Genomic DNA, 18,815 nt, shown 5'->3' with positions numbered 1-18,815 from the left:
GCGCGACAGCGGGGTGCGCCGGGCCGGGGAAGGACGACGCGCGGGGGCCACCCGTCCCACCGTCCGACCCCCGCGCGTCCGCTCAGAGGTCTCGCGTGCCGAACCGGTCGCGGTCGACGTCGCCGCTCCCGACCGCCGCCGCTGCCAGCTCGGCGCGGACCTCGTCGCGCAGGCGGCCGTGGTTCTGCGGGTCGGGTGCGGCGCTCAGGAGCAGCTTCGTGTACTCGTGCTGCGGGTCGAGGATCACCTGGTCCGACGGGCCGCGCTCCACGACGTTCCCGCGGAACATCACGAGGATCTCGTCGCTGAAGTGCCGCGCGGTCGCGAGGTCGTGCGTGATGTACAGGACGCCGAGGTTCTCCTCGCGCTGGAGCCGGGCGAGCAGGTTGAGCACGCCGAGCCGGATCGACACGTCGAGCATCGACACCGGCTCGTCCGCGACGAGGAAGCGCGCACCCGGCGCGAGCGCGCGGGCGATCGCGACCCGCTGGCGCTGTCCGCCCGACATCTCGTGCGGCTGCTTGGCCGCGTAGACCTCGGCAGGGGTGAGGTTCACGCGCTCGAGGAGCTCGTGGACGCGCCCGTCGACGGCTTCCTTGCCGCGCGCGACCTTGTGCAGGCGCAGGGGGCGCTCCAGGTGGTGCCCGACCGTGTGGAACGGGTTGAGCGACGCGAACGGGTCCTGGAACACCATCTGCACGTCGTGCCGGTAGGCGTCCAGCCCTCGGCCGCGCGTCGCGGACGTCCGGCCGTCGAGCAGGATCTGGCCCGAGGACGGCGTCTCGAGCTGGGCGATCATGCGGGCCACGGTCGACTTTCCCGACCCCGACTCACCGACCACGGCGATGGTCCTGCCGGGCTCGAGCGTGAACGACACGTCGTTCACGGCGCGCAGCGTCGACCGCCTCAGGCCCTTGCGGATCCTGAAGTCCTTCACCAGGTTGCGGACCTCGAGAGTGCTCATGCGTGCGGTCCTTCCTGCTGCTCGCCCGTGCTCTCGCCCGTGCGGACGAAGGAGCCGCGGTCACCGGTCAGGCTCGGGAACGAGGCGAGGAGCCGTCGCGTGTAGGGATGCTGGGCGCCCTCGACGATCGACTCCGCCGTGTCGATCTCGACGATCTCGCCACGGAGCATCACGGCGATCCGGTCGCTGATCTCCAGCAGGAGCGGGAGGTCGTGCGTGATGAACACGACGGCGAAACCGAGCTGCTCGCGCAGGCGCATGATCTCGCGCAGGATGCCGCGCTGGACGACGACGTCGAGCGCCGTCGTGGGCTCGTCCATGATCATGGCCTGCGGGTTCAGCGCGAGCGCCATGGCGATCATCACGCGTTGGCGCATCCCGCCCGAGAGCTCGTGCGCGTAGCTGTCCAGGCGCAGCGGGTCGACGCCCACGAGCTCCAGGAGCTCCGCGGACCGGGTCGCCCGCTCCGCGCGCGACATCCCGGGCCGGTGGGTCTTGAGGACGTCCCCGAGCTGGTCCCGCACGCTGATCACCGGGTTGAGCGAGTTCATCGCTCCCTGGAACACCATCGAGACCTTGTCCCACCGGAAGGCGCGCAGCGCGTCGCCGGTGAGCGCGACGACGTCGACGTCGCGACCGCCCTGGTCGTGGAACGTCACCGTCCCGGACGTCAGGAGCGCCGGCGGCTTGAGGAGCCGGTTGATCCCGTACGCGAGCGTCGTCTTGCCGCAGCCCGACTCGCCGGCGAGGCCGAGGATCTCGCCGCGGTGCAGCGTGAGCGAGACGTCCTTGACGGCGTGGACGACCGGCTCGACCTCGTACTCGATCGAGACGTGCCGCGCGGTGAGCACCGGCTCCTTGCCGACGAGGTAGGCGGCGTGGCGCGCGCTGGTCAGCGGCTCGGCGGCCGTGGTCGTGGCGGTCATGCTCCCACCGTCTCCTTCATGTCGTCGGTGTCGGCAGCGTCTACGGCGCGACCCGCCTTGCGGGCCTTGCGCACGCTCTTGACCGCGGCAGGCCCCAGGCGCAGACGGGGGTTGATGATCTCGTCCAGGCTGAAGTTGACGAGCGCGAGCCCGCAGCCGAACAGGGCGATGAGCAGGCCCGGCGGTACGAACCACCACCACATGCCGAGGCTCAGCGCGTTGTTCGAGCTCGCCTGGTTGAGGATCGTGCCCCACGTGATCGACCCCGACGGACCGAGCCCGAGGAACGACAGCCCGGCCTCGGCGAGGATCGCGAGGAGCACCGCGCCGAGGAACTGCGCGGTGAGGAGGGGCAGCAGGTTGGGGAAGATCTCCACGAGGATGATCCGCGGCGTCTTCTCGCCCGCCACGCGGGCCGCCGACACGTAGTCGCGAGCGCGCAACGACTTGGCCTGCATCCGGAGCACGATCGCCGCACCGGGCCAGGCCGTCAGCCCGAGGATCACCGCGACGACGAGGAGCGAGCGCGTCTGCAGGTACGCCGAGATGACGATGATCAGCGGCAGACCCGGGATGACGAGCATGATGTTCGTGACGAGCGAGAGTGCCTCGTCCGTGAACCGCCCGCGGTACCCCGCGACGATGCCGAACACGATCGACAGCACGAGCGCGATCGCACCGGCGATGAGCCCCACCATGAGGGAGCCCTGCCCGCCGTACGCGACCTGGGCGAAGATGTCGTTGCCGATGTGGTTCGTGCCGAGCAGGTGCTCGGCGCTCGGCGGCAGGAACCGTGCGTTCGCCGTCGAGCGCGGGTCCTGGGTGAAGAACGGCGCGACGAACGTGAACAGCAGGATGCCGACAACGAGGACGACCCCGGCGGTGAGCTTGCCGGACCGGCGCGGGAGCATCGCCCGCACGCCCCGGCGCGCAGGAGCGGCGGGGGTGTCCTGCTCGAGCGCCGGCGGCACGTCCCGCACGTCCGGGACGATCCCTGCGGTGGTCGTCGCCGGCGCGAGGCCGTCGACCACGACCGTGGCGGCGGGGGCCGCGTCGGCGGCAGGTGTCACGATCTCCGTGTCGCGGGGGTTGTCAGACATTGGCGCGCGCCCTCGGGTCGATGAATCCGTAGATGATGTCCATGAGGAAGTTCGCGGCGAGCACGGCGAGCGTGATCACGAGGAACGTGCCCTGCATGAGCGCGAAGTCGCTCGCCTGGACCGCGTTGAACAGGAGCTTGCCCAGGCCCGGGTAGCTGAAGACCTGCTCCATGACCACCGACCCGGCCACGACGAACCCCAGCGCGACACCGAAGCCGGCGAACGACGGGAGCGCGGCGTTGCGGGTCGCGTAGGTGATCGCGACGCGCATCCGGCGCAGGCCCTTGGCCTCCGCCGTCGTGACGTAGTCCTCGGACAGCGTGGACACCATCATGTTGCGCATCCCGAGGAGCCATCCACCGACGGACGACAGGACGATCGTCACCGCGGGCAGGATGCCGTGGTAGATCACGCTGCCCACGAACTCCCACGACCACTCCGGCCCGTTGTCGAACCCGAAGATGTCGTAGCTCCCGATGCGGGGGAACCAGCCCGTCGTCACGGAGAAGACGGAGACGAGGATGAGGGCGAGCCAGAAGTAGGGCACGGCCTGCAGGAGCGTCGAGGCGGGGATGATGCTGTCCACCCACGTGCCGCGCTTCCAGCCGGCCCACGCCCCCAGCCCGACACCCAGGACGAACGAGATGATCGTCGCGAGTCCCACGAGCCCGACCGTCCAGGGCAGCGCCTGGCCGATCAGCTCGGTGACGGGCTGGGGGTAGTAGGTGATGGAGATGCCGAGATCTCCCTGGAACAGCCGCCCCCAGTAGTCCACGTACTGGTCCCACAGGGAGGCGTCGCCGTCCGCGCCGAAGAGGAGGTCGATGCTGTTCTGCATCTGGGGCGTGAGCTCGCCGCCCTTGCGCAGGAACTTGTCGACGAAGATCTGCTCGGGGTCGCCCGGCATGAGCTTCGGGATGAGGAAGTTCAGCGAGACCGCTGCCCAGAGGGTGATCACGTAGAACGTGATCCGTCGTGCGTAGTACCTCATGATGCGTGTCCCTCGTCCCTCGGTCCTCCTCCTCGGCGCGGTCGCATCAGCTCGTCGGCTCGAGCTTCGAGAGCACGACGCCCAGCGAGACCGTGCTCCACGACGGCGGGAACGCGTAGAGGTCGTCCTCGGTCGGCCAGCCGGTGAAGTCCTTGGTGTCCATGAACGTCTGCGAGGCGTTCACGACCACCGGGATGTAGGGCAGGTCGCGGACGATCTCCTCCTGGATGACCGCGTACTGCTCCTGCTTCGCGGCCTCGTCGTTCGTCGAGGCGGCCGCCTCGACCGCGGCGTCGACCGTCGGGTTGGTGTAGCGCACGTAGTTGAAGAGGCCGGACTCCATGACCTCACCCACGGGTCGGGTGTAGTCCGTCGTCATCCACTGGCGGTAGATGCTGAACGGGTCGTCGAGCGACGGTCCCGTGATGCCGCCGACCATGAGCTGGTAGGTGCCCGCGACGCGCGCGTCCGACATCTCCTGCTGCGTGACCTTGTTGTGGACGATCGAGATGCCGGCGGCCTTCGCCTGCTCGACGAGCAGGTCGCCGACCGCGTTGTAGTCGTTCCAGCCGTCGACCGTGATGAGCGTCAGCTCGACCTTCTGGCCGTCCTTCTCGTAGATGCCGTCCGCGCCCTGGGTGTAGCCGGCGTCCTCGAGGACCGCCGACGCCGCCGCGGCGTCGGCCGTCTGCGGGCTCTCGGCCTCGACGTCGGGAGAGATCCACCGGTCGTCGCGGCCGAGCAGCGCGAACGTCGGGGACGCCGGGGCGGCCAGGCCGGCGAAGGCCTTCTCGTTGATCTCGGTACGGTCCATCGCGAGGTTGATCGCCTGGCGCACCGCGACGTCGGTCTGCGGGCCGGTGCAGCCGAGGTCGACCGAGACGCACGAGTAGATCGTCGTCGGGTCCTGCGGCGTGTTGAGCATCGAGAGGCGTCCGTCGGCCGTGATGCGGTCGGGGTCGGCGACGAACATCGCGGTCCAGTCGACCTTGCCCGTCGTCATGAGGTCCTCGGCGCTCTGGTTCGCGTCGATGCCGAGGTAGCGGACCTTCTTGACCTGGGGGGCGCCCGCCCAGTAGTCCTCGTTCGCCACGACCGTGTAGGCAGCCTCGGTGACGGCGTCGGCCTTGTACGGACCGGTGCCGACCGGGTTCTCGTTCGCGAAGGTCACGAGGTCGTCGACCTCGGACCAGATGTGCTCCGGCACGACGAGCGACGTCCCGAGGATCTGGACCTCGGACGTGAACTGCGGGGAGTCGAACGTCCACGTGACGGTGTACGGGTCGACGGCCTCGACCGAGACCACGAAGTCGCGCTGGGCGGCCTCGTTGGTGTGCGAGAAGACCACGTCGTCGGCGTCGAAGTCCTCGCCGTCGGTCCACTTGACGCCTTCGCGGAGCTTCACCGTGAGCTCGAGGCCGTCCTCGGACCACTCGAAGGACTCGCCGAGGCGGGGCTCCGGCTCTCCCGCCTGCGCCTTGTTGTAGTAGAACAGCGGCTCGTAGATCGCGCCGTTCGCCGCGTGCAGCGGGTTGGGCGAGTAGGGGTTGAAGTTCGCGACGATCGGGGTCTGGGAACCGGCCCAGACGTTGAGCGTGCGCGCCTCGCCCCCGCCCTCCTCGCCGTCGCCGTTGCCGGAGCCGGAGCAGCCCGTCGCCAGGAGGGTCACGCCGGTCAGGAGCGCAACCGTCGTGAGCAGACGCTTGCGCGCCGTGCTTCGAATCATCATCGGTCCTTTCGCATGGACGGCGCGTCGTCGCGCCGTTCGTCGAGCGCCCTGAGGCGTGTGCAGGAACACTAACTAATTCGATCTAGGGCTCACCGCAATACGACAGGAAAGTTACCTAACTGATACACGCCAGCAACAGAGGTCGCCGGCCGCCCGTTCAGGGCGCGGGTCAGCCGGCCTGGGTCGCGGCGTCGAGCGCGGCGCGAGCAGCCTTCGCGACGGCCCGGTCGGTGACCTCGTAGCCGGCGTCGCCGCCCCCGCCCGGGCCCGCGTCGTCGACGACGACGCGCTTCGCCGACAGGTGTACGGCGTCGACCCCGACGCCGACGAGCGCCGCGACGTCCTCGACCCGCACTCCCCCGCCGGCCATCACCTGGACGGCCCCGCCGAGCGGTCCGTGCGCCCGGGCGGCGAGCTCGCCCAGGCGGCCCGCGCCGTCGGCGCACCGCGGCGCGCCGCCGGAGGTCAGCACCCGGCGCACCCCGAGGTCCACGAGGACGTCGAGCGCGAGCACCTGGTCCGCGACGACGTCGAAGGCCCGGTGGAACGTCACCTCGGCCTCGCCGGCCACCGCGACGAGCGCGCGGACCGCATCGACGTCCACCTCGCCGTGCGGCGTGAGCGCCCCGACGACGACGCCGCTCGCCCCCGCCTCGACGGCCGCCCGGACGTCCCGGACCTGCAGGTCGATCTCGTCGGCCGAGTAGACGAACCCGCCCGGGCGGGGCCGCACGAGCACGTGGACCTCCGGCGCCGACACACCGCCGGGGAGGCCGAGATCGCGCGCCGCGTCCAGGGCGGCGGCGAGCAGGCCGGCGCTCGGCGTCAGCCCACCCGTGGCGCCGAGCCCGACGCAGAGCTCCACGCGGCGCGCCCCGACCGAGGCCGCGACGCGCACGCCCTGCGGGTCCTGGACCGCGAGCTCGAGCGCGACGTCGCGCCCGGCCCGTGGGGTGGTGGCCTCGAACCCGCTCGTCGTCACCCGTGTGCTCCCGTCGGCGTGCGGCCGGTCGGTGCGCGACCCGTGCGCGCACCCGACGTCCGGCCGCCCGCCAGGGTAGACGACGCGTCAGATGACCCCGAGCGCGATCATCGCGTCGGCCACCTTGGTGAACCCGGCGATGTTCGCACCGAGCACGTAGTTGCCCGGCGCGCCGTACTCGTCGGCCGTCTCGACGCAGCGGTCGTGGATGCCCGCCATGATCTGCGCGAGACGCTCCTCGGTGTGCTCGAACGTCCAGGAGTCGCGCGACGCGTTCTGCTGCATCTCGAGCGCCGACGTCGCGACCCCGCCGGCGTTCGCCGCCTTGCCGGGGGCGAAGAGCACGCCCGCGTCCTGCAGGAGCGTGACGGCCTGGGGCGTCGTCGGCATGTTCGCGCCCTCCGCGACGGCGACGACGCCGTGCGCGACGAGCTGCTTCGCGGCCCGCTCGTCGAGCTCGTTCTGCGTCGCGCACGGCAGCGCGACGTCGGTCGGGACGTCCCAGATCGAGCCGTCGGTCACGAGGTGGGCCCCCGGCCGGCGGGCGACGTAGTCCGCGACGCGTCCACGCTCGACCTCCTTCACGTGGCGGAGCAGCGCGAGGTCCACACCGAGGTCGTCGACGACGTACCCGGAGGAGTCCGAGAACCCGACGACGTGCGCGCCGAGCTGCTGCGCCTTCTCGATCGCGTAGATGGCGACGTTCCCCGACCCGGACACCGTGACGCGGCGCCCGTCGAGGTCGCGCCCCGTCGTCGCGAGCATGCGCTCGGCGAAGAGGACCGTGCCGTAGCCGGTCGCCTCGGTGCGCACGAGCGACCCGCCCCAGCTGATCCCCTTGCCCGTGAGCACGCCCGACTCGTACCGGTTCGTGATGCGCTTGTACTGGCCGAAGAGGTAGCCGATCTCGCGTCCGCCGACGCCCGTGTCGCCCGCCGGCACGTCGGTGTTCTCACCGATGTGCCGGTAGAGCTCGGTCATGAACGACTGGCAGAACCGCATGATCTCGCCCTCGGAGCGGCCGCGCGGGTCGAAGTCGGACCCGCCCTTGCCGCCACCGATCGGCATCCCGGTGAGCGAGTTCTTGAAGACCTGCTCGAACCCGAGGAACTTCACGATGCCGAGGTACACCGAGGGGTGGAAGCGCAGGCCGCCCTTGTACGGGCCGAGCGCGGAGTTGAACTCGACGCGGAAGCCCCGGTTGATGTGCACGCGGCCGGCGTCGTCGACCCACGGCACGCGGAAGATGATCTGCCGCTCCGGCTCGCAGACCCGCTCCAGGACCGCCGCCTCGACGTAGCGCGGGTGCTTGCGCAGGACGGGGCCGAGCGAGTCGAAGACCTCGCGGACGGCCTGGTGGAACTCGGCCTCGCCGGGGTTGCGGCGCAGGACGTCGTCGTAGACGGACTGCAGGCGGCTGTCCATGGGTGCTCCTCGTCGGACGGGTGACGGAACCCTCGACGGTACGCCTGTACCAGATGGGTTCCGGTCCACGTCCGCTCCGCGGAACGCCGTACCCCCGGACGATCACGTCACGTTCGTCCACGCGCTGAGAAACCCGACTGATCTGGTGCACTTTGCTGACCGGGTTGCTATACCCGTCCTCAGGTCACGAGAACCAGCGCCAAGCCCCGGCTCGCTGGTCGGCAACCCCCACGTCACGGCGGGGTGCTCCGGGAGATGACCAGGCCGCACGGGCCCTGCCGCCGCACCCGCGGAAGACGGTCCGTACCGGCAAGCGTGATCGACGACAACTGCGAGGAAGAACACATGGCACAGCACCTCTCACCGACCGACCCGTCACTGACCGACCCGGCCACGGTCGTGGTCGTGTCCGGGAACCCGCGTCCCGGATCCCGGACCCTCACGGCCGCCCGGGCGCTCGCCGACCGGGTCGCCGCGCACCTCGACCTCGCGGCGCCCGACGCCGCTGCGACGATCGACCTCGCGAACCTCGCGGGCGAGATCCTCTCGCCGGAGCACCCCGCCGCGGACGCGGCGACCGCCCGGCTCGCGGCCGCACGGGTCGCCGTCGTCGCGACGCCGGTCTACAAGGCGTCGTACACCGGGCTCCTCAAGGCGTTCCTCGACCTGTACGGCCCCGGCGGGCTCGCGGGCGTGGCCGTCGTCCCGCTCGTCGTCTCCGGCAACCCCGCGCACGCGCTCGCCGGGGAGGTCCACCTGCGGCCCGTGCTCGTCGAGCTCGGCGCCGTCGTCCCGACGCGCACGCTCGCGGTCACCGAGAACCAGCTCGCCGACCTCGACGCGGCGATCGACGCCTGGCTCCTCGGCGCCGGCGACGCGCTGCGGCGCGCCGCAGGCGGTCCGGACGACCGCACGCCGGCACCTGCCGCGGCCCTTGCGGGGGTGGCCCGATGACCGCTGAGCCCGCGACCGACCTCTCCCACCTCGAGGCGCTGCTGGCCGAGCAGGACGAACCGCAGCTCAGCCCCGACGCGTACAAGGCGGTGTTCCGGCAGCACCCCGCCGGTGTCGCCGTCGTTGCGCTCGAGCACGAGGGTCGCCCGGTCGGCTTCACGGCGACCTCCGTCATCTCGGTGTCCGCGGCCCCGCCGCTGCTCGCGTTCTCCCTCGCGTCGACGTCGTCCTCGTGGCCCGCGATCTCCACGGCGCGGACCCTCACGGTCAGCTTTCTCGCCGACCACCAGGACGGCGTGTCGGCCCGCTTCGCGACGAGCGGCATCGACCGGTTCGCCGACGGCGGGTGGTCGCGGCTCGAGACCGGGGAGCCGGTGATCGACGGCGTGCTGTCCTGGGTGCGGGGCCGGGTCGTGCAGCGCACGCCGGTCGGCGACAGCTACCTCGTCTCGCTGCGCGCGCTCTCGTCGCGCACCGCCGGCCCGGGCACGGTGGACGCCACGACGCCGGCCCGCGCCGCGTCGCCGCTCGTCTACCACGACCGGACGTACCACCGGATCGGGGACCACTCGGCCCTCTGACCCGGGCGGAGCGAGAGCCGGGCGGCGGCGCGCACCGGCGTCCGGCTCTCGTCCCTCGCAGGTCTGCAGGGAACGTCAGGGCTTCACCAGCTCCAGCCGCGCGCGCTCAGCTCGAGCTCCTCGCGGAACCGCTCGTCGTCCCCCGTGCGGAACCCGGCCTGCAGCGGCATGTCCTCGACGGGCAGACCGGTGAGCCGGCACGCCTCGCGCAGGAGCGCGTCGTACGCCCCCTGGACCGCGAGGTAGTGGTGCGCTCGGGCGTAGACCTCGGGGTCCGCCTCGATGCGGCGCAGCTCCGCCGCCAGCTCGCTGAGCCGGACCTGGAGAGCCAGGGTCACGAGGGGGTCGGGGGTGAGCGCCTCCCGCCGTGCGCGGCGCCGAGGCGGCCGGGGCCGGACCGGGAGCGGGCGCGGGTGCAGCGCGCGGAGCAGCACCCACCACACGGCGGCGAGCGTGCACGCCGTCGCGCACCAGAGCATGAGCTGCCACGTCATCGGAGCGGACCTCGTGAGCCTCCCGCGGGTCGCCCCGCGGGACGTCGTAGGGACACCCTGAGTCTACGGGGAGGTCCCCCGCGAGAGCCATGCACGGGCGCCCAGCGGCACGCGCTCCGCGGCACGGGGCACCCGGCACGCCGGCCCGCGACCCGTACTCTGAGCCGGACCGGTCGTCCTGGAGGAGGTCGCCATGAGCGCAGCGCTGCGCACCGTCGCGTTCCGCGGTCAGTTCTGGGCCGCCCTCGTGCTCCCCGTCGCGCTGATCGCCGGGTGCGTCCTCGCGGGCGGAGGGCTGATCCTCGCCGGCCTCGTCCTCGGGGCGCCCGTCGTCGCAGCGGTGGTCGTGATCGGGCCCGCGCTCGGCCGGTGGGTGGGCCACCTGCGCACGGCCGACGACCTGCACCTGTCCTACCCCCTCGTGACGATCGCTCTGTGGGTCGCGGTGCTCCCGGTCGGCTTCCTCCTCACCGCGTCCCAGCCGGTCCCGCTCGACGTCGAGCCGCCACCCGGCCAGGCCCTCGCGAACGCGCTCGGCGCACCGGTCGTCTGGTCGGTCCTCGTCCTCGGGGCGACGCAGGTCGTCCTCGGCGCGATCGGTGTCCGGGCGCGCCGTCGGGCCGCCCCCGTGGAAGCGGTCGCGTCGCCGCCGAGGGCGGGGAGCGGCGTCGACGCGCGGCGCCCGCCGCTCCCCTGACCCGGCCGGCGCTCAGCCCGCGAGCAGGTCGGGCTGCGGGTGCCGGACGCCCTGCACGGCCTCGCGCGGGATGCTCCCGCCGATCGCCGCGACGTCGTCGACCGTGAGCTCGACGGACGCCGCCGCGACGTTCTGCTCCAGGTACGCGAGCCGCTTCGTGCCGGGGATCGGGACGATGTCGTCGCCCTGGGCGAGCAGCCACGCCAGCGCGAGCTGCGCCGTCGTGACGCCGCGCTCCGCCGCGAGGCCCTCGAGCGTGCGCACGAGGCCGCGGTTGTGCTCGAACGCGTCGCCCGCGTAGCGCGCGTGCGCGCGGCGCACGTCGTCCTCAGCGAAGGTGTCCGGGGCGTCGACCGTCCCCGTGAGGATGCCGCGACCGAGCGGGGAGAAGGGCACGAACCCGATGCCGAGCTCACGGAGCGTGGGGAGCACCTCGTCCTCCGGCTCGCGCGTCCACAGGGAGTACTCGCTCTGGACCGCGGTCAGGGGGTGCACCGCGTGCGCGCGGCGCACGGTGGCCGCGGACGGCTCGGAGAGTCCGATGGCCCGGACCTTGCCGGCCTCGACCAGCTCGGCGAGCGCCCCGACCGTCTCCTCGACCGGGACCTGCGGGTCGATGCGGTGCAGGTAGTACAGGTCGATCCGGTCCGTCCCGAGCCGGGACAGGCTGCGGTCGATCGCGGCGCGCACGTACTCGGGCCTGCCGTCGACGCGGCGGCCGTCGGGGTGCCCGCCGGCCGGCGGGAGGCCGAACTTCGAGGCGAGCACGATCTCGTCGCGGTGCGCGCCGAGGACGCGTCCGATCAGCTCCTCGTTGCGGCCGTGCCCGTAGACGTCCGCCGTGTCGATCAGCGTCACCCCGAGCTCGAGCGCGCGGCGCAGGACGGCCTCCGCCTCGGCGGCGTCGGCCGGGCCGTACGCGTCGGTCACGGACATGCCGCCGAAGCCGAGCGCCGAGACGGCGAGCGCGGCCGGGCCGCTGCCGAGGGTGCGGGACGGGAGGACGGGGAGCTCTGCTGCGTGGTCGTCGGTCATGACGACAGCGGACCACCCGAGGATGCCTGGCGCAAGCGTCCCGCCGGCGCTCTCACCTGTCGGGAGGACGTGAACGGGACGCGGTCAGGTACGCCTGCCCTTGCTGGCGGGGCCAGCCCGGGACGCCTAAACTGGAATCGTTCCAGAAAAGATCGACGAGGTGCCCGGCCCGCACGACGGGCGGCGCCGAGAGAGCGAGGAGCACCATGACCACGCCGACCATCACCCGAGGCACCGCCCGCTTCCAGGCGTCCGAGACGCTGCGCACCCACCTCCAGCGCGTGCTCGTGGACCTCGTCGACCTGCACCTCCAGGGCAAGCAGGCGCACTGGAACGTGACGGGCCGCGGCTTCCGCGACCTGCACCTCCAGCTCGACGAGCTCGTCGACGCCGCCCGCGAGCACAGCGACACCGTCGCCGAGCGCCTGCGCGCGCTCCAGGCCGTCCCGGACGGACGCACCGAGACCGTCGCGACGACCACCGACCTGTCCCCCTACCCCGCGGACCTGCTGTCCGTCGGCGACACGGTGAGCACGGTCGTCGAGCGCGTCGCGCAGACCGTCGCCGTCGTGCGCGAGGTGCACGACGCCGTCGACGCCGAGGACCCCACCAGCGCGGACCTCCTCCACGAGATCCTCGCCGACCTCGAGAAGCAGGCCTGGTTCCTCTCGTCGGAGAACCACGAGGTCTGATCCTCCCGCCCGGCGTAGTCCGGCGACCCGGCTGGGGCGGGCCCTCGGCCCGCCCCAGCACCGTGAGGCAGGTCGGCGTCCGGGGTCAGGCGATCGCGGCGAAGCGGCGTCCGGGACCGGCGAGCCCGAGCGTGTCCCGCAGCGTCGTGCCGGGGTACTCCGTGCGGAACAGGCCCGCCCGCTGCAGGAGCGGGACGACGCGCTGCACCACCGCGTCGAGGTCGGTGCTCAGCGACGACGGCCGCAGGACGAAGCCGTCCGCGCCGCCCGCGGTGGTCCAGTCCTCGACGGTGGCCGCGAGGTCGCGCGCGGTACCGACGTGCGTGAGGGAGCCCGTGTCCCAGCCCACGCCGTCGACCCCCTCGAGGTCGTGGAGGAGATCGAGGCGCGCCTGGGCGCTCGCCCGGTCCTGACCGATGACCACGTAGGCGTCGACCAGGACCCGGACGTCGTCGGGGTGGCGACCCGCGTCGGCCGCGGCGTCGCGCAGCAGCTCGCGCACCGCCACGGCCTCGTCGCGGGTCGCCGCCCGCACCCGCGCGACGTCGGCCCGGCGGGCCGCGAGGTCCGCGGACCCGGGCGAGGTCACCCGCACGACGACGGGCGGCCGGCCCTGCGGCGGGCGCACCGTGGCCGACGGCTCGTCGACCACGAAGCGGATGCCGTCGCGGTCGACGTGACGGAGCGTCTCCCGGACGCCGGAGCGGCCGCTCGCGACGTCGCGGGCCGTGGACGCGTCGTCCTCCCGGCCCGCCCACAGGGCCGTGACGGCCCCGACGACCTCGTCCGCCTCGGCGACGGCGTCGGCCGTACGTTCCGGACCACCGCGGCGGGACCCGGCCGCCTCCACGGGCGCCGTCGACCATCCGACCTGCCATCCGGCCCGGCCGTCGCTCAGGTGGTCGAGGGACGCCAGGGCCCTGGAGACGTGCGACGGCTCGGTACGCGTCGTCGTGACGGTCGGGACCAGGCCGATGCCCGCGCTGCGGGACGCGAGGCGGGACGCGACGAGCGCGGCGTCGAGGCGACCGTGGGCGCCCCCACGACCCGGCCGGACCGAGAAGGCGTCGTCGAAGGTCACGAGGTCGAGCAGTCCTCGCTCGGCCGTCGCGACGAGTTCGACGAGGCGCCTCGCGTCGAAGCGCCGCTGCGCCGAGGAGCCCACCGCGCGCCAGGCGGCGGGATGGGTCCCCGCGTCGGTGAGGTCGACACCGAGGTGGACGGGGCGGGGGTGCGAGGCCGTGCCGTGCATGGGTCTGTCCGTTCTCGAAGAACGCGGACGCGTCGGCGTCCCGGGAAGGCAGGGTCGAGCGCGGCCGGACGTGGTCACGATGGCGCGAGTCCAGGGCGTGGCCGGCGAGCGGGAGTCTCGGTGCGCCGGAACTTACGAGGGCCCCCCGGGGGGCGTCAACGCGTTCCGGGCGCCTTCCCACATACTGGACCAATGTTGTCAACATTTGCTCCGGAGCGGATACATTTGCACTCAGTGCAACGATGCACCTAGTGTCAGGACGTGATCTCCGAGGCTCCCCCCGCCGACCGGCGCACCGCCCTGCGCCAGCGTCACAGGCGCGCCATCGTCGACGCCGCCGCGGCGCTCCTCGACGAGCGGAACGGCGCCCGGTTCACCGTCGACGAGCTGGCCGCACGGGCCGACGTCGCCCGCCGCACGGTCTTCAACCACTTCGCCTCCGTGGACGACGTCGTGGCCGAGGTCGGTGCCCGCGTGCTGGGCGAGGTAGCCGCCGACGTCGGCGCGAGCACCACGGCACCCTGCGCGGACGAGCACGGCACCTCGCTCTTCGACGAGCTCGCCACGGTCCTGCGCAGGGCCGATCTCGTCGGTCCGATGGCCTACCTGACCCGCGTGCTCGGCGCACCGGACGACGCCGAGCCGTCGCCCCGCGTCACGACGATGGTCGCGCGCACGTTCACCGACCTCAGCGAGAGGTTCGTCGCCGACCTGACGCGCCGCCATCCCGACGCCGACCTCCTCGACGTCCAGCTCCTCGTCGCGTCGTTCATGAGCGGGCTCCTCGTGATCCACCGACACTGGTGGAAGGCCACGGGCGCCGCGGACGACGCCGCGTCCCGCGAGGTCTGGACCGGACTGCTCGACCACCTCGTCGAACGCGCGCGGCACGGGCACGCCGCGCCGTCGGACCGCACCTCCTGACGTCCCCCACGACAGCCCCACCGATCGCCGGACCACCACCGCACCGTCCTGACCGCTCCCTCACGAAGGACCCTCATGGCTGAACTCCTCTACCGGCTCGGGCGTGCGTGCGCGCGCCGGGCACGGACCGTCCTCGCGGCCTGGCTCGCGATCCTCGTCCTCGCGGGCGCGGCGTTCGCCGCGTTCGGCGGCACCCTCGCGACCAGCTTCTCGATCCCCGGCACACCGACGGCGGAGGTCACCGAGCGGCTGCAGTCCGAGCTCCCGGAGGCGTCCGGCGGAAGCGGCACGATCGTCTTCCAGACGGAGGACGGCTCGGCGTTCACCGCCGAGCAGGAGGCGGCGATCGGCGACCGCATCGCCACGGCGAGCGAGGTCGACGGCGTCGAGACCGTGATCGACCCGTTCGCGACGCAGGCCGAGCTCGCCGACCAGGCGGCGCAGGTCGAGGACGGCCGCACGCAGATCGCCGACGGCCGCGAGCAGATCGAGGCCGGGCGCACGCAGCTCGCGGACGGGCAGGCGCAGCTCGACGCCGCACGCGCCCAGCTCGACGCCGGCCAGGCCCAGCTCGACGAGGCCCGCGCGCAGGCAGAGGCTGCGGGCATCGCCGACCAGGCCGCACCAGACCTCGACGCGCAGCAGGCGCAGCTCGACGCCGGACGCGCCGAGCTCGACGCGCAGGCCGCGACGATCACCGAGCAGCAGGCCGCGCTCGAGGAGCAGAGCACGCAGCTCGAGGAGCAGGCGGCCGAGCTCGAGAGCTCGGCACCGCTGCTCGAGATGGCCGCCGACATCCGCATGGTCTCGGACGACGGGAGCGCCGCGGTCGCGAGCGTCTCGTTCACCGAGCCGAACATGAGCATCGAGCAGCAGACGAAGGACGACCTCGTCGCCGTCTTCGCCGACGACCCGGTCGACGGCGTGCAGACGGACTTCTCGGCCGACATCACCCAGGGCGTCCCCCAGGTGTTCGGTGTGGGCGAGGCGATCGGACTCGTCGTCGCGGCCGTCGTTCTCGTCGTCATGCTGGGCACGCTCGTCGGCGCGGGGCTGCCCATCGTCACCGCGCTCATCGGCGTCGGCATCGGTGCGCTCACCGCGATGTCGCTCTCCGGCGTCGTCGAGATGTCGTCCGTGACGCCGGTGCTCGGCCTCATGCTCGGCCTCGCCGTCGGGATCGACTACTCGCTGTTCATCGTCAACCGGCACCGCCGACAGCTCAAGCAGGGCGACGACCTCGGCGAGTCCATCGGGCTGGCGAACGGCACGTCGGGCAACGCGGTCGTGTTCGCGGGCGCGACCGTGCTCATCGCGCTGCTCGCGCTCAACGTCACCGGCATCCCCTTCCTCGGGCTCATGGGCACCGTCGGCGCGCTGTGCGTCGCGATCGCCGTCCTCATCGCCGTCACCCTGACCCCGGCGCTGCTGGGCATGATCGGGATGCGCATCCTCAGCAAGCGCGAGCGTGCGCGTCTGGCCGAGGCGACCACCACCGGTGGGGCGACGAGCGCGTCGGCGGCTGCGGCGTCGGGCACGGCGGGGGCGGGAACGGGCGCGGTCGCCGCGGGCGGCTCGCCCGCCAAGCCGGTCCGCCCGATGTCGACGGTGCGCGCCATCGGGACCGCGCTGCTGAGCATCGCGGCGCTCGCCGTCGTCGCGCTGCCCGCGCTCGACCTGCGCACCAACCTGCCGGACGGCTCGTCCGAGGCGCACGACTCCACGCAGTACCGCGCCTACTCCACCATCGCCGAGCAGTTCGGCGAGGGCACGAACGGCCCGCTCCTCGTCGTCGCCGACCTCCCGGGCGAGCCCACGGAGGACGAGGCGCTCGAGTACCAGGTCCGCGTCGCGGAGGAGCTCTTCGCGCAGGACGACGTCGTGGCCGTGGCGCCGATCGGCACGTCGGAGGACCGCACCGTCGCCGCGTTCCAGGTCGTCCCGGCCGAGGGACCGACGAGCGAGTCCACCGAGGAGCTCGTGCACAGCCTGCGCGACCTCGAGCTGCTCGACGGCGAGGTCACGATCGGCGTCGCCGGCTCCGCGAGCGGGAACATCGACATCTCCGACAAGCTCGCGCAGGCGCTGCCGATCTACCTCGCGGTCGTCGTGGGGCTGTCGCTGATCATCCTGATCCTCGTCTTCCGGTCGATCTTCGTGCCGGTCGTCGCGACGCTCGGGTTCATCCTGTCCTACTTCGCCGCGCTCGGCGGGGTCGTCGCGATCTACCAGTGGGGCTGGCTGGCGGGGGTGTTCGACGTCGAGACGCCGGGGCCGATCCTCAACTTCCTGCCCACGATCCTCGTCGGCATCCTGTTCGGCCTGGCGATGGACTACCAGCTGTTCCTCGGGTCGGGGATGCGTGAGGCGTACGCGCACGGCGCCCCCGCGCGGATCGCGATCGTGCAGGGCGTCCGGGCGGGACGCTCGGTCGTGACCGCCGCCGCGATCATCATGATCTCGGTGTTCGGCGGGTTCGTGTTCTCGCACAGCGCGATGATCCGGCCCATCGGGTTCGCGCTCGCGTTCGGCGTCCTCGTCGACGCGTTCGTGGTCCGCATGCTCCTCGTGCCGGCGCTCATGCACCTCGCCGGCGACAAGGCGTGGTGGCTGCCGCGCTGGCTCGACAAGATCCTGCCGGACGTCGACGTCGAGGGCGCGGCGCTCGAGCGCCGCCACCCGCACGAGCACGGTGCCCCGGCCGAGCCGGCCCCCGGCGGCGCGACCGAGCCGGAGCCGGCGAAGGGCTGACACCAGGACCGTGCCGAACCCCGGGCTACGTGTCGATCGTCGTGCTGATCGCCGCGCAACCCGGGGTTCGGCACGTCACGGGTCGGGCGGTGCCCCGGGGCGGTCAGGGGCGCGGGACGTGGACCGTCGCGAGGATCGCGCGGTGGTCGCTGTTCGTGACCTGCACGGAGCGGACGTCGGTCACGACGTTCTCCCGGTCCGTCACCACGTGGTCCAGATCGAGCAGCGCCGGCGTGCCGAGCCGGGCCGACCACGACAGGTTGAGGCCCTGGCCGGCGCTGCGCGTCGCGTCGTGGAAGCGGTCGCCGAGCAGGCTCCGGAACGACGCGTGGTCGTAGGTCGCGTTGAAGTCTCCGACGAGCACCTGGGGCAGCGGGTCGTCCTCGACGCGCGCCGTGAGCCGCAGCAGCTCCGCCTTCCACTGGTGCGTGATCTCGGGCAGCGGCGGCACGGGGTGCACGGCCGTGACGCGCACCAGACGTCCGTCGACCTCGACGGTCGCCGCGGGCATGGCGAACGTCGAGAAGTCCGTGGTGTCGACGTCGTCGAGCGGCAGCGCGCTCCACAGCCCGCTCCCCGGCGAGCCGGTGCCGACCTTCGCGTCCACGTGGTGGGGCAGCAGGTCGTCGATGCCCGCGGCGACGAGCCGCTCGCGGAAGTCGGTCGTCAGCTCGACCACCGCGAGGACCTGCACCTCCTCGGCGCGCACCAGGTCGACCACCTGCGCGGCGTCGGCCTGGCCGAACCACGCGTTGACGCCGAGCACGCGCAGCGGAGCGGCCCCGGCGGGGGGCGAGGGCTGCTCGGAGCCGAAGAACGGCGCGAGCCACACCGCGTGCCCGACGACGCACGCCGCGACGAGCACGGCGAGCAGCCGGCGCCGCGCGACGAGCACGACGACGAGCAGCACCGCGGCCAGCGCCGCGACCCACGGCGTCATGCCCACGAGCTGGGCGAACGGCGTCGCGGCGTCGAACGGGACGAGGCGCACGAGCGTCATGACGACCACGACGACCGTCAGCGTCACCAGGACCGCCCCGAGCACCGGCCCACCGGGGCGGTGGCGCGTCGTGACGCGCGGCCGGTTCGTCGCCGGGGTCCGCGGCGTGCGCTGCCCTGTCATGGCACCGGACTCTGGCACCCGGGATCTCACGACGCGACGCACGGCACGACGTCGGACCCCGACCTCCACGAAACCCGCGCAGTCGACGCTTCGGCACCCCGGTCGGCGTTCGGCGGCGAGAGCCGGGTTCGGCGGCTGCAGCCGCCGAACGGCGGACGACGTGCCGACGTCGGCATCGACCGCCGAACCGTCAGG

General features: G+C 72.8%; 17 protein-coding genes and 1 riboswitch. Of the genes, 6 read left to right on the top strand and 11 right to left on the bottom strand.

What is annotated here, in order from left to right; all coding sequences use genetic code 11:
* Positions 1–82: 82 nt before the first annotated feature.
* The 7 genes from V5D56_RS07225 to gdhA all read right to left on the bottom strand — a co-directional run bounded on the left by V5D56_RS07225 (position 83) and on the right by gdhA (position 8,117).
* The gene (locus tag V5D56_RS07225) at positions 83–964 is read right to left on the bottom strand and encodes an ABC transporter ATP-binding protein (protein WP_435738371.1); all 882 of its coding nucleotides are present in this window, start codon (positions 962–964) and stop codon (positions 83–85) included.
* A complete protein-coding gene (locus V5D56_RS07220) occupies positions 961–1,890 on the bottom strand; it encodes an ABC transporter ATP-binding protein (RefSeq protein ID WP_435738370.1) in 930 nt (309 codons plus the stop codon). Before V5D56_RS07220 ends, V5D56_RS07225 begins: the two co-directional genes overlap by 4 nt.
* Positions 1,887–2,990 carry an ABC transporter permease gene (locus tag V5D56_RS07215; RefSeq protein WP_435738369.1) on the bottom strand — a complete coding sequence of 368 codons (1,104 nt, stop codon included), beginning with the start codon at positions 2,988–2,990 and terminating at the stop codon, positions 1,887–1,889. Before V5D56_RS07215 ends, V5D56_RS07220 begins: the two co-directional genes overlap by 4 nt.
* Entirely contained in the window at positions 2,983–3,981 is a 999-nt protein-coding gene (locus tag V5D56_RS07210) for an ABC transporter permease (RefSeq protein ID WP_435738368.1), read from the bottom strand. The genes V5D56_RS07215 and V5D56_RS07210 overlap by 8 nt, the downstream gene beginning before the upstream one ends.
* 46 nt (positions 3,982–4,027) lie before the next feature.
* The gene (locus V5D56_RS07205) at positions 4,028–5,707 is read right to left on the bottom strand and encodes an ABC transporter substrate-binding protein (RefSeq protein ID WP_435738367.1); all 1,680 of its coding nucleotides are present in this window, start codon (positions 5,705–5,707) and stop codon (positions 4,028–4,030) included.
* Positions 5,708–5,879: 172 nt separating this feature from the next.
* Complete coding sequence (locus V5D56_RS07200) at positions 5,880–6,692, bottom strand: copper homeostasis protein CutC (protein ID WP_435738366.1); 813 nt, start codon at positions 6,690–6,692, stop codon at positions 5,880–5,882.
* Between the two features lie 87 nt (positions 6,693–6,779).
* Positions 6,780–8,117: an NADP-specific glutamate dehydrogenase gene (gene gdhA, locus V5D56_RS07195; protein WP_435738365.1), complete on the bottom strand. Its 1,338-nt coding sequence runs from the start codon at positions 8,115–8,117 to the stop codon at positions 6,780–6,782.
* Positions 8,118–8,299: 182 nt separating this feature from the next.
* A riboswitch (SAM riboswitch) is annotated at positions 8,300–8,439 on the top strand.
* A 23-nt stretch (positions 8,440–8,462) separates the two neighbouring features.
* Here gdhA and V5D56_RS07190 point away from each other — a divergent pair.
* Both V5D56_RS07190 and V5D56_RS07185 read left to right on the top strand, forming a co-directional pair.
* Entirely contained in the window at positions 8,463–9,071 is a 609-nt protein-coding gene (locus V5D56_RS07190; RefSeq protein ID WP_435738364.1) for an NADPH-dependent FMN reductase, read from the top strand.
* Entirely contained in the window at positions 9,068–9,652 is a 585-nt protein-coding gene (locus V5D56_RS07185; RefSeq protein WP_435738363.1) for a flavin reductase family protein, read from the top strand. The genes V5D56_RS07190 and V5D56_RS07185 overlap by 4 nt, the downstream gene beginning before the upstream one ends.
* An 83-nt stretch (positions 9,653–9,735) precedes the next feature.
* On the opposite strand, the gene V5D56_RS07180 is transcribed toward V5D56_RS07185, so the two are convergent.
* Complete coding sequence (locus V5D56_RS07180) at positions 9,736–10,146, bottom strand: hypothetical protein (RefSeq protein WP_435738362.1); 411 nt, start codon at positions 10,144–10,146, stop codon at positions 9,736–9,738.
* Between the two features lie 193 nt (positions 10,147–10,339).
* Here V5D56_RS07180 and V5D56_RS07175 point away from each other — a divergent pair, with 193 nt between their 5' ends.
* The gene (locus V5D56_RS07175; protein ID WP_435738361.1) at positions 10,340–10,843 is read left to right on the top strand and encodes a hypothetical protein; all 504 of its coding nucleotides are present in this window, start codon (positions 10,340–10,342) and stop codon (positions 10,841–10,843) included.
* A gap of 12 nt (positions 10,844–10,855) precedes the next feature.
* Here V5D56_RS07175 and V5D56_RS07170 read toward each other — a convergent pair whose 3' ends face one another.
* A complete protein-coding gene (locus tag V5D56_RS07170) occupies positions 10,856–11,878 on the bottom strand; it encodes an aldo/keto reductase (protein ID WP_435738360.1) in 1,023 nt (340 codons plus the stop codon).
* 206 nt (positions 11,879–12,084) lie between these two features.
* Between V5D56_RS07170 and dps the strand changes: the two genes are divergently transcribed.
* Positions 12,085–12,570, top strand: coding sequence for a DNA starvation/stationary phase protection protein Dps (gene dps / locus V5D56_RS07165; protein ID WP_435738359.1), 486 nt, complete (start codon positions 12,085–12,087; stop codon positions 12,568–12,570).
* Between the two features lie 85 nt (positions 12,571–12,655).
* On the opposite strand, the gene V5D56_RS07160 is transcribed toward dps, so the two are convergent.
* On the bottom strand, positions 12,656–13,822 hold the full coding sequence (locus V5D56_RS07160; protein ID WP_435738358.1) for an LLM class flavin-dependent oxidoreductase: 1,167 nt from the start codon (positions 13,820–13,822) through the stop codon (positions 12,656–12,658).
* A 261-nt stretch (positions 13,823–14,083) separates the two neighbouring features.
* Here V5D56_RS07160 and V5D56_RS07155 point away from each other — a divergent pair, with 261 nt between their 5' ends.
* Together V5D56_RS07155 and V5D56_RS07150 are read left to right on the top strand one after the other, a co-directional pair.
* The gene (locus V5D56_RS07155; RefSeq protein ID WP_435738357.1) at positions 14,084–14,746 is read left to right on the top strand and encodes a TetR/AcrR family transcriptional regulator; all 663 of its coding nucleotides are present in this window, start codon (positions 14,084–14,086) and stop codon (positions 14,744–14,746) included.
* Positions 14,747–14,821: 75 nt separating this feature from the next.
* Positions 14,822–17,497, top strand: coding sequence for an MMPL family transporter (locus V5D56_RS07150; RefSeq protein WP_435738356.1), 2,676 nt, complete (start codon positions 14,822–14,824; stop codon positions 17,495–17,497).
* Between the two features lie 103 nt (positions 17,498–17,600).
* Here the strand turns inward: V5D56_RS07150 and V5D56_RS07145 are convergent, their stop codons facing one another.
* Positions 17,601–18,620, bottom strand: coding sequence for an endonuclease/exonuclease/phosphatase family protein (locus V5D56_RS07145; protein WP_435738355.1), 1,020 nt, complete (start codon positions 18,618–18,620; stop codon positions 17,601–17,603).
* Between the last annotated feature and the right edge of the window lie 195 nt (positions 18,621–18,815).

This window comes from Cellulosimicrobium sp. PMB13, from assembly GCF_051294865.1.
Lineage (GTDB): Bacteria > Actinomycetota > Actinomycetes > Actinomycetales > Cellulomonadaceae > Cellulosimicrobium.
This window is presented reverse-complemented; position numbering and strand designations above follow the sequence as displayed.

What these genes read in the sequence shown, in the direction of transcription:
- V5D56_RS07220 (WP_435738370.1), bottom strand. Translation starts at nt 1,890, where the DNA reads ATGACCGCCACGACCACGGCCGCCGAGCCGCTGACCAGCGCGCGCCAC.
- V5D56_RS07150 (WP_435738356.1), top strand. Translation starts at nt 14,822, where the DNA reads ATGGCTGAACTCCTCTACCGGCTCGGGCGTGCGTGCGCGCGCCGGGCA.
- V5D56_RS07190 (WP_435738364.1), top strand. Translation starts at nt 8,463, where the DNA reads ATGGCACAGCACCTCTCACCGACCGACCCGTCACTGACCGACCCGGCC.
- V5D56_RS07160 (WP_435738358.1), bottom strand. Translation starts at nt 13,822, where the DNA reads ATGCACGGCACGGCCTCGCACCCCCGCCCCGTCCACCTCGGTGTCGAC.
- V5D56_RS07185 (WP_435738363.1), top strand. Translation starts at nt 9,068, where the DNA reads ATGACCGCTGAGCCCGCGACCGACCTCTCCCACCTCGAGGCGCTGCTG.
- V5D56_RS07170 (WP_435738360.1), bottom strand. Translation starts at nt 11,878, where the DNA reads ATGACCGACGACCACGCAGCAGAGCTCCCCGTCCTCCCGTCCCGCACC.
- dps (WP_435738359.1), top strand. Translation starts at nt 12,085, where the DNA reads ATGACCACGCCGACCATCACCCGAGGCACCGCCCGCTTCCAGGCGTCC.
- V5D56_RS07180 (WP_435738362.1), bottom strand. Translation starts at nt 10,146, where the DNA reads ATGACGTGGCAGCTCATGCTCTGGTGCGCGACGGCGTGCACGCTCGCC.
- V5D56_RS07175 (WP_435738361.1), top strand. Translation starts at nt 10,340, where the DNA reads ATGAGCGCAGCGCTGCGCACCGTCGCGTTCCGCGGTCAGTTCTGGGCC.
- V5D56_RS07210 (WP_435738368.1), bottom strand. Translation starts at nt 3,981, where the DNA reads ATGAGGTACTACGCACGACGGATCACGTTCTACGTGATCACCCTCTGG.
- V5D56_RS07205 (WP_435738367.1), bottom strand. Translation starts at nt 5,707, where the DNA reads ATGATTCGAAGCACGGCGCGCAAGCGTCTGCTCACGACGGTTGCGCTC.
- V5D56_RS07215 (WP_435738369.1), bottom strand. Translation starts at nt 2,990, where the DNA reads ATGTCTGACAACCCCCGCGACACGGAGATCGTGACACCTGCCGCCGAC.
- V5D56_RS07225 (WP_435738371.1), bottom strand. Translation starts at nt 964, where the DNA reads ATGAGCACTCTCGAGGTCCGCAACCTGGTGAAGGACTTCAGGATCCGC.
- gdhA (WP_435738365.1), bottom strand. Translation starts at nt 8,117, where the DNA reads ATGGACAGCCGCCTGCAGTCCGTCTACGACGACGTCCTGCGCCGCAAC.
- V5D56_RS07145 (WP_435738355.1), bottom strand. Translation starts at nt 18,620, where the DNA reads ATGACAGGGCAGCGCACGCCGCGGACCCCGGCGACGAACCGGCCGCGC.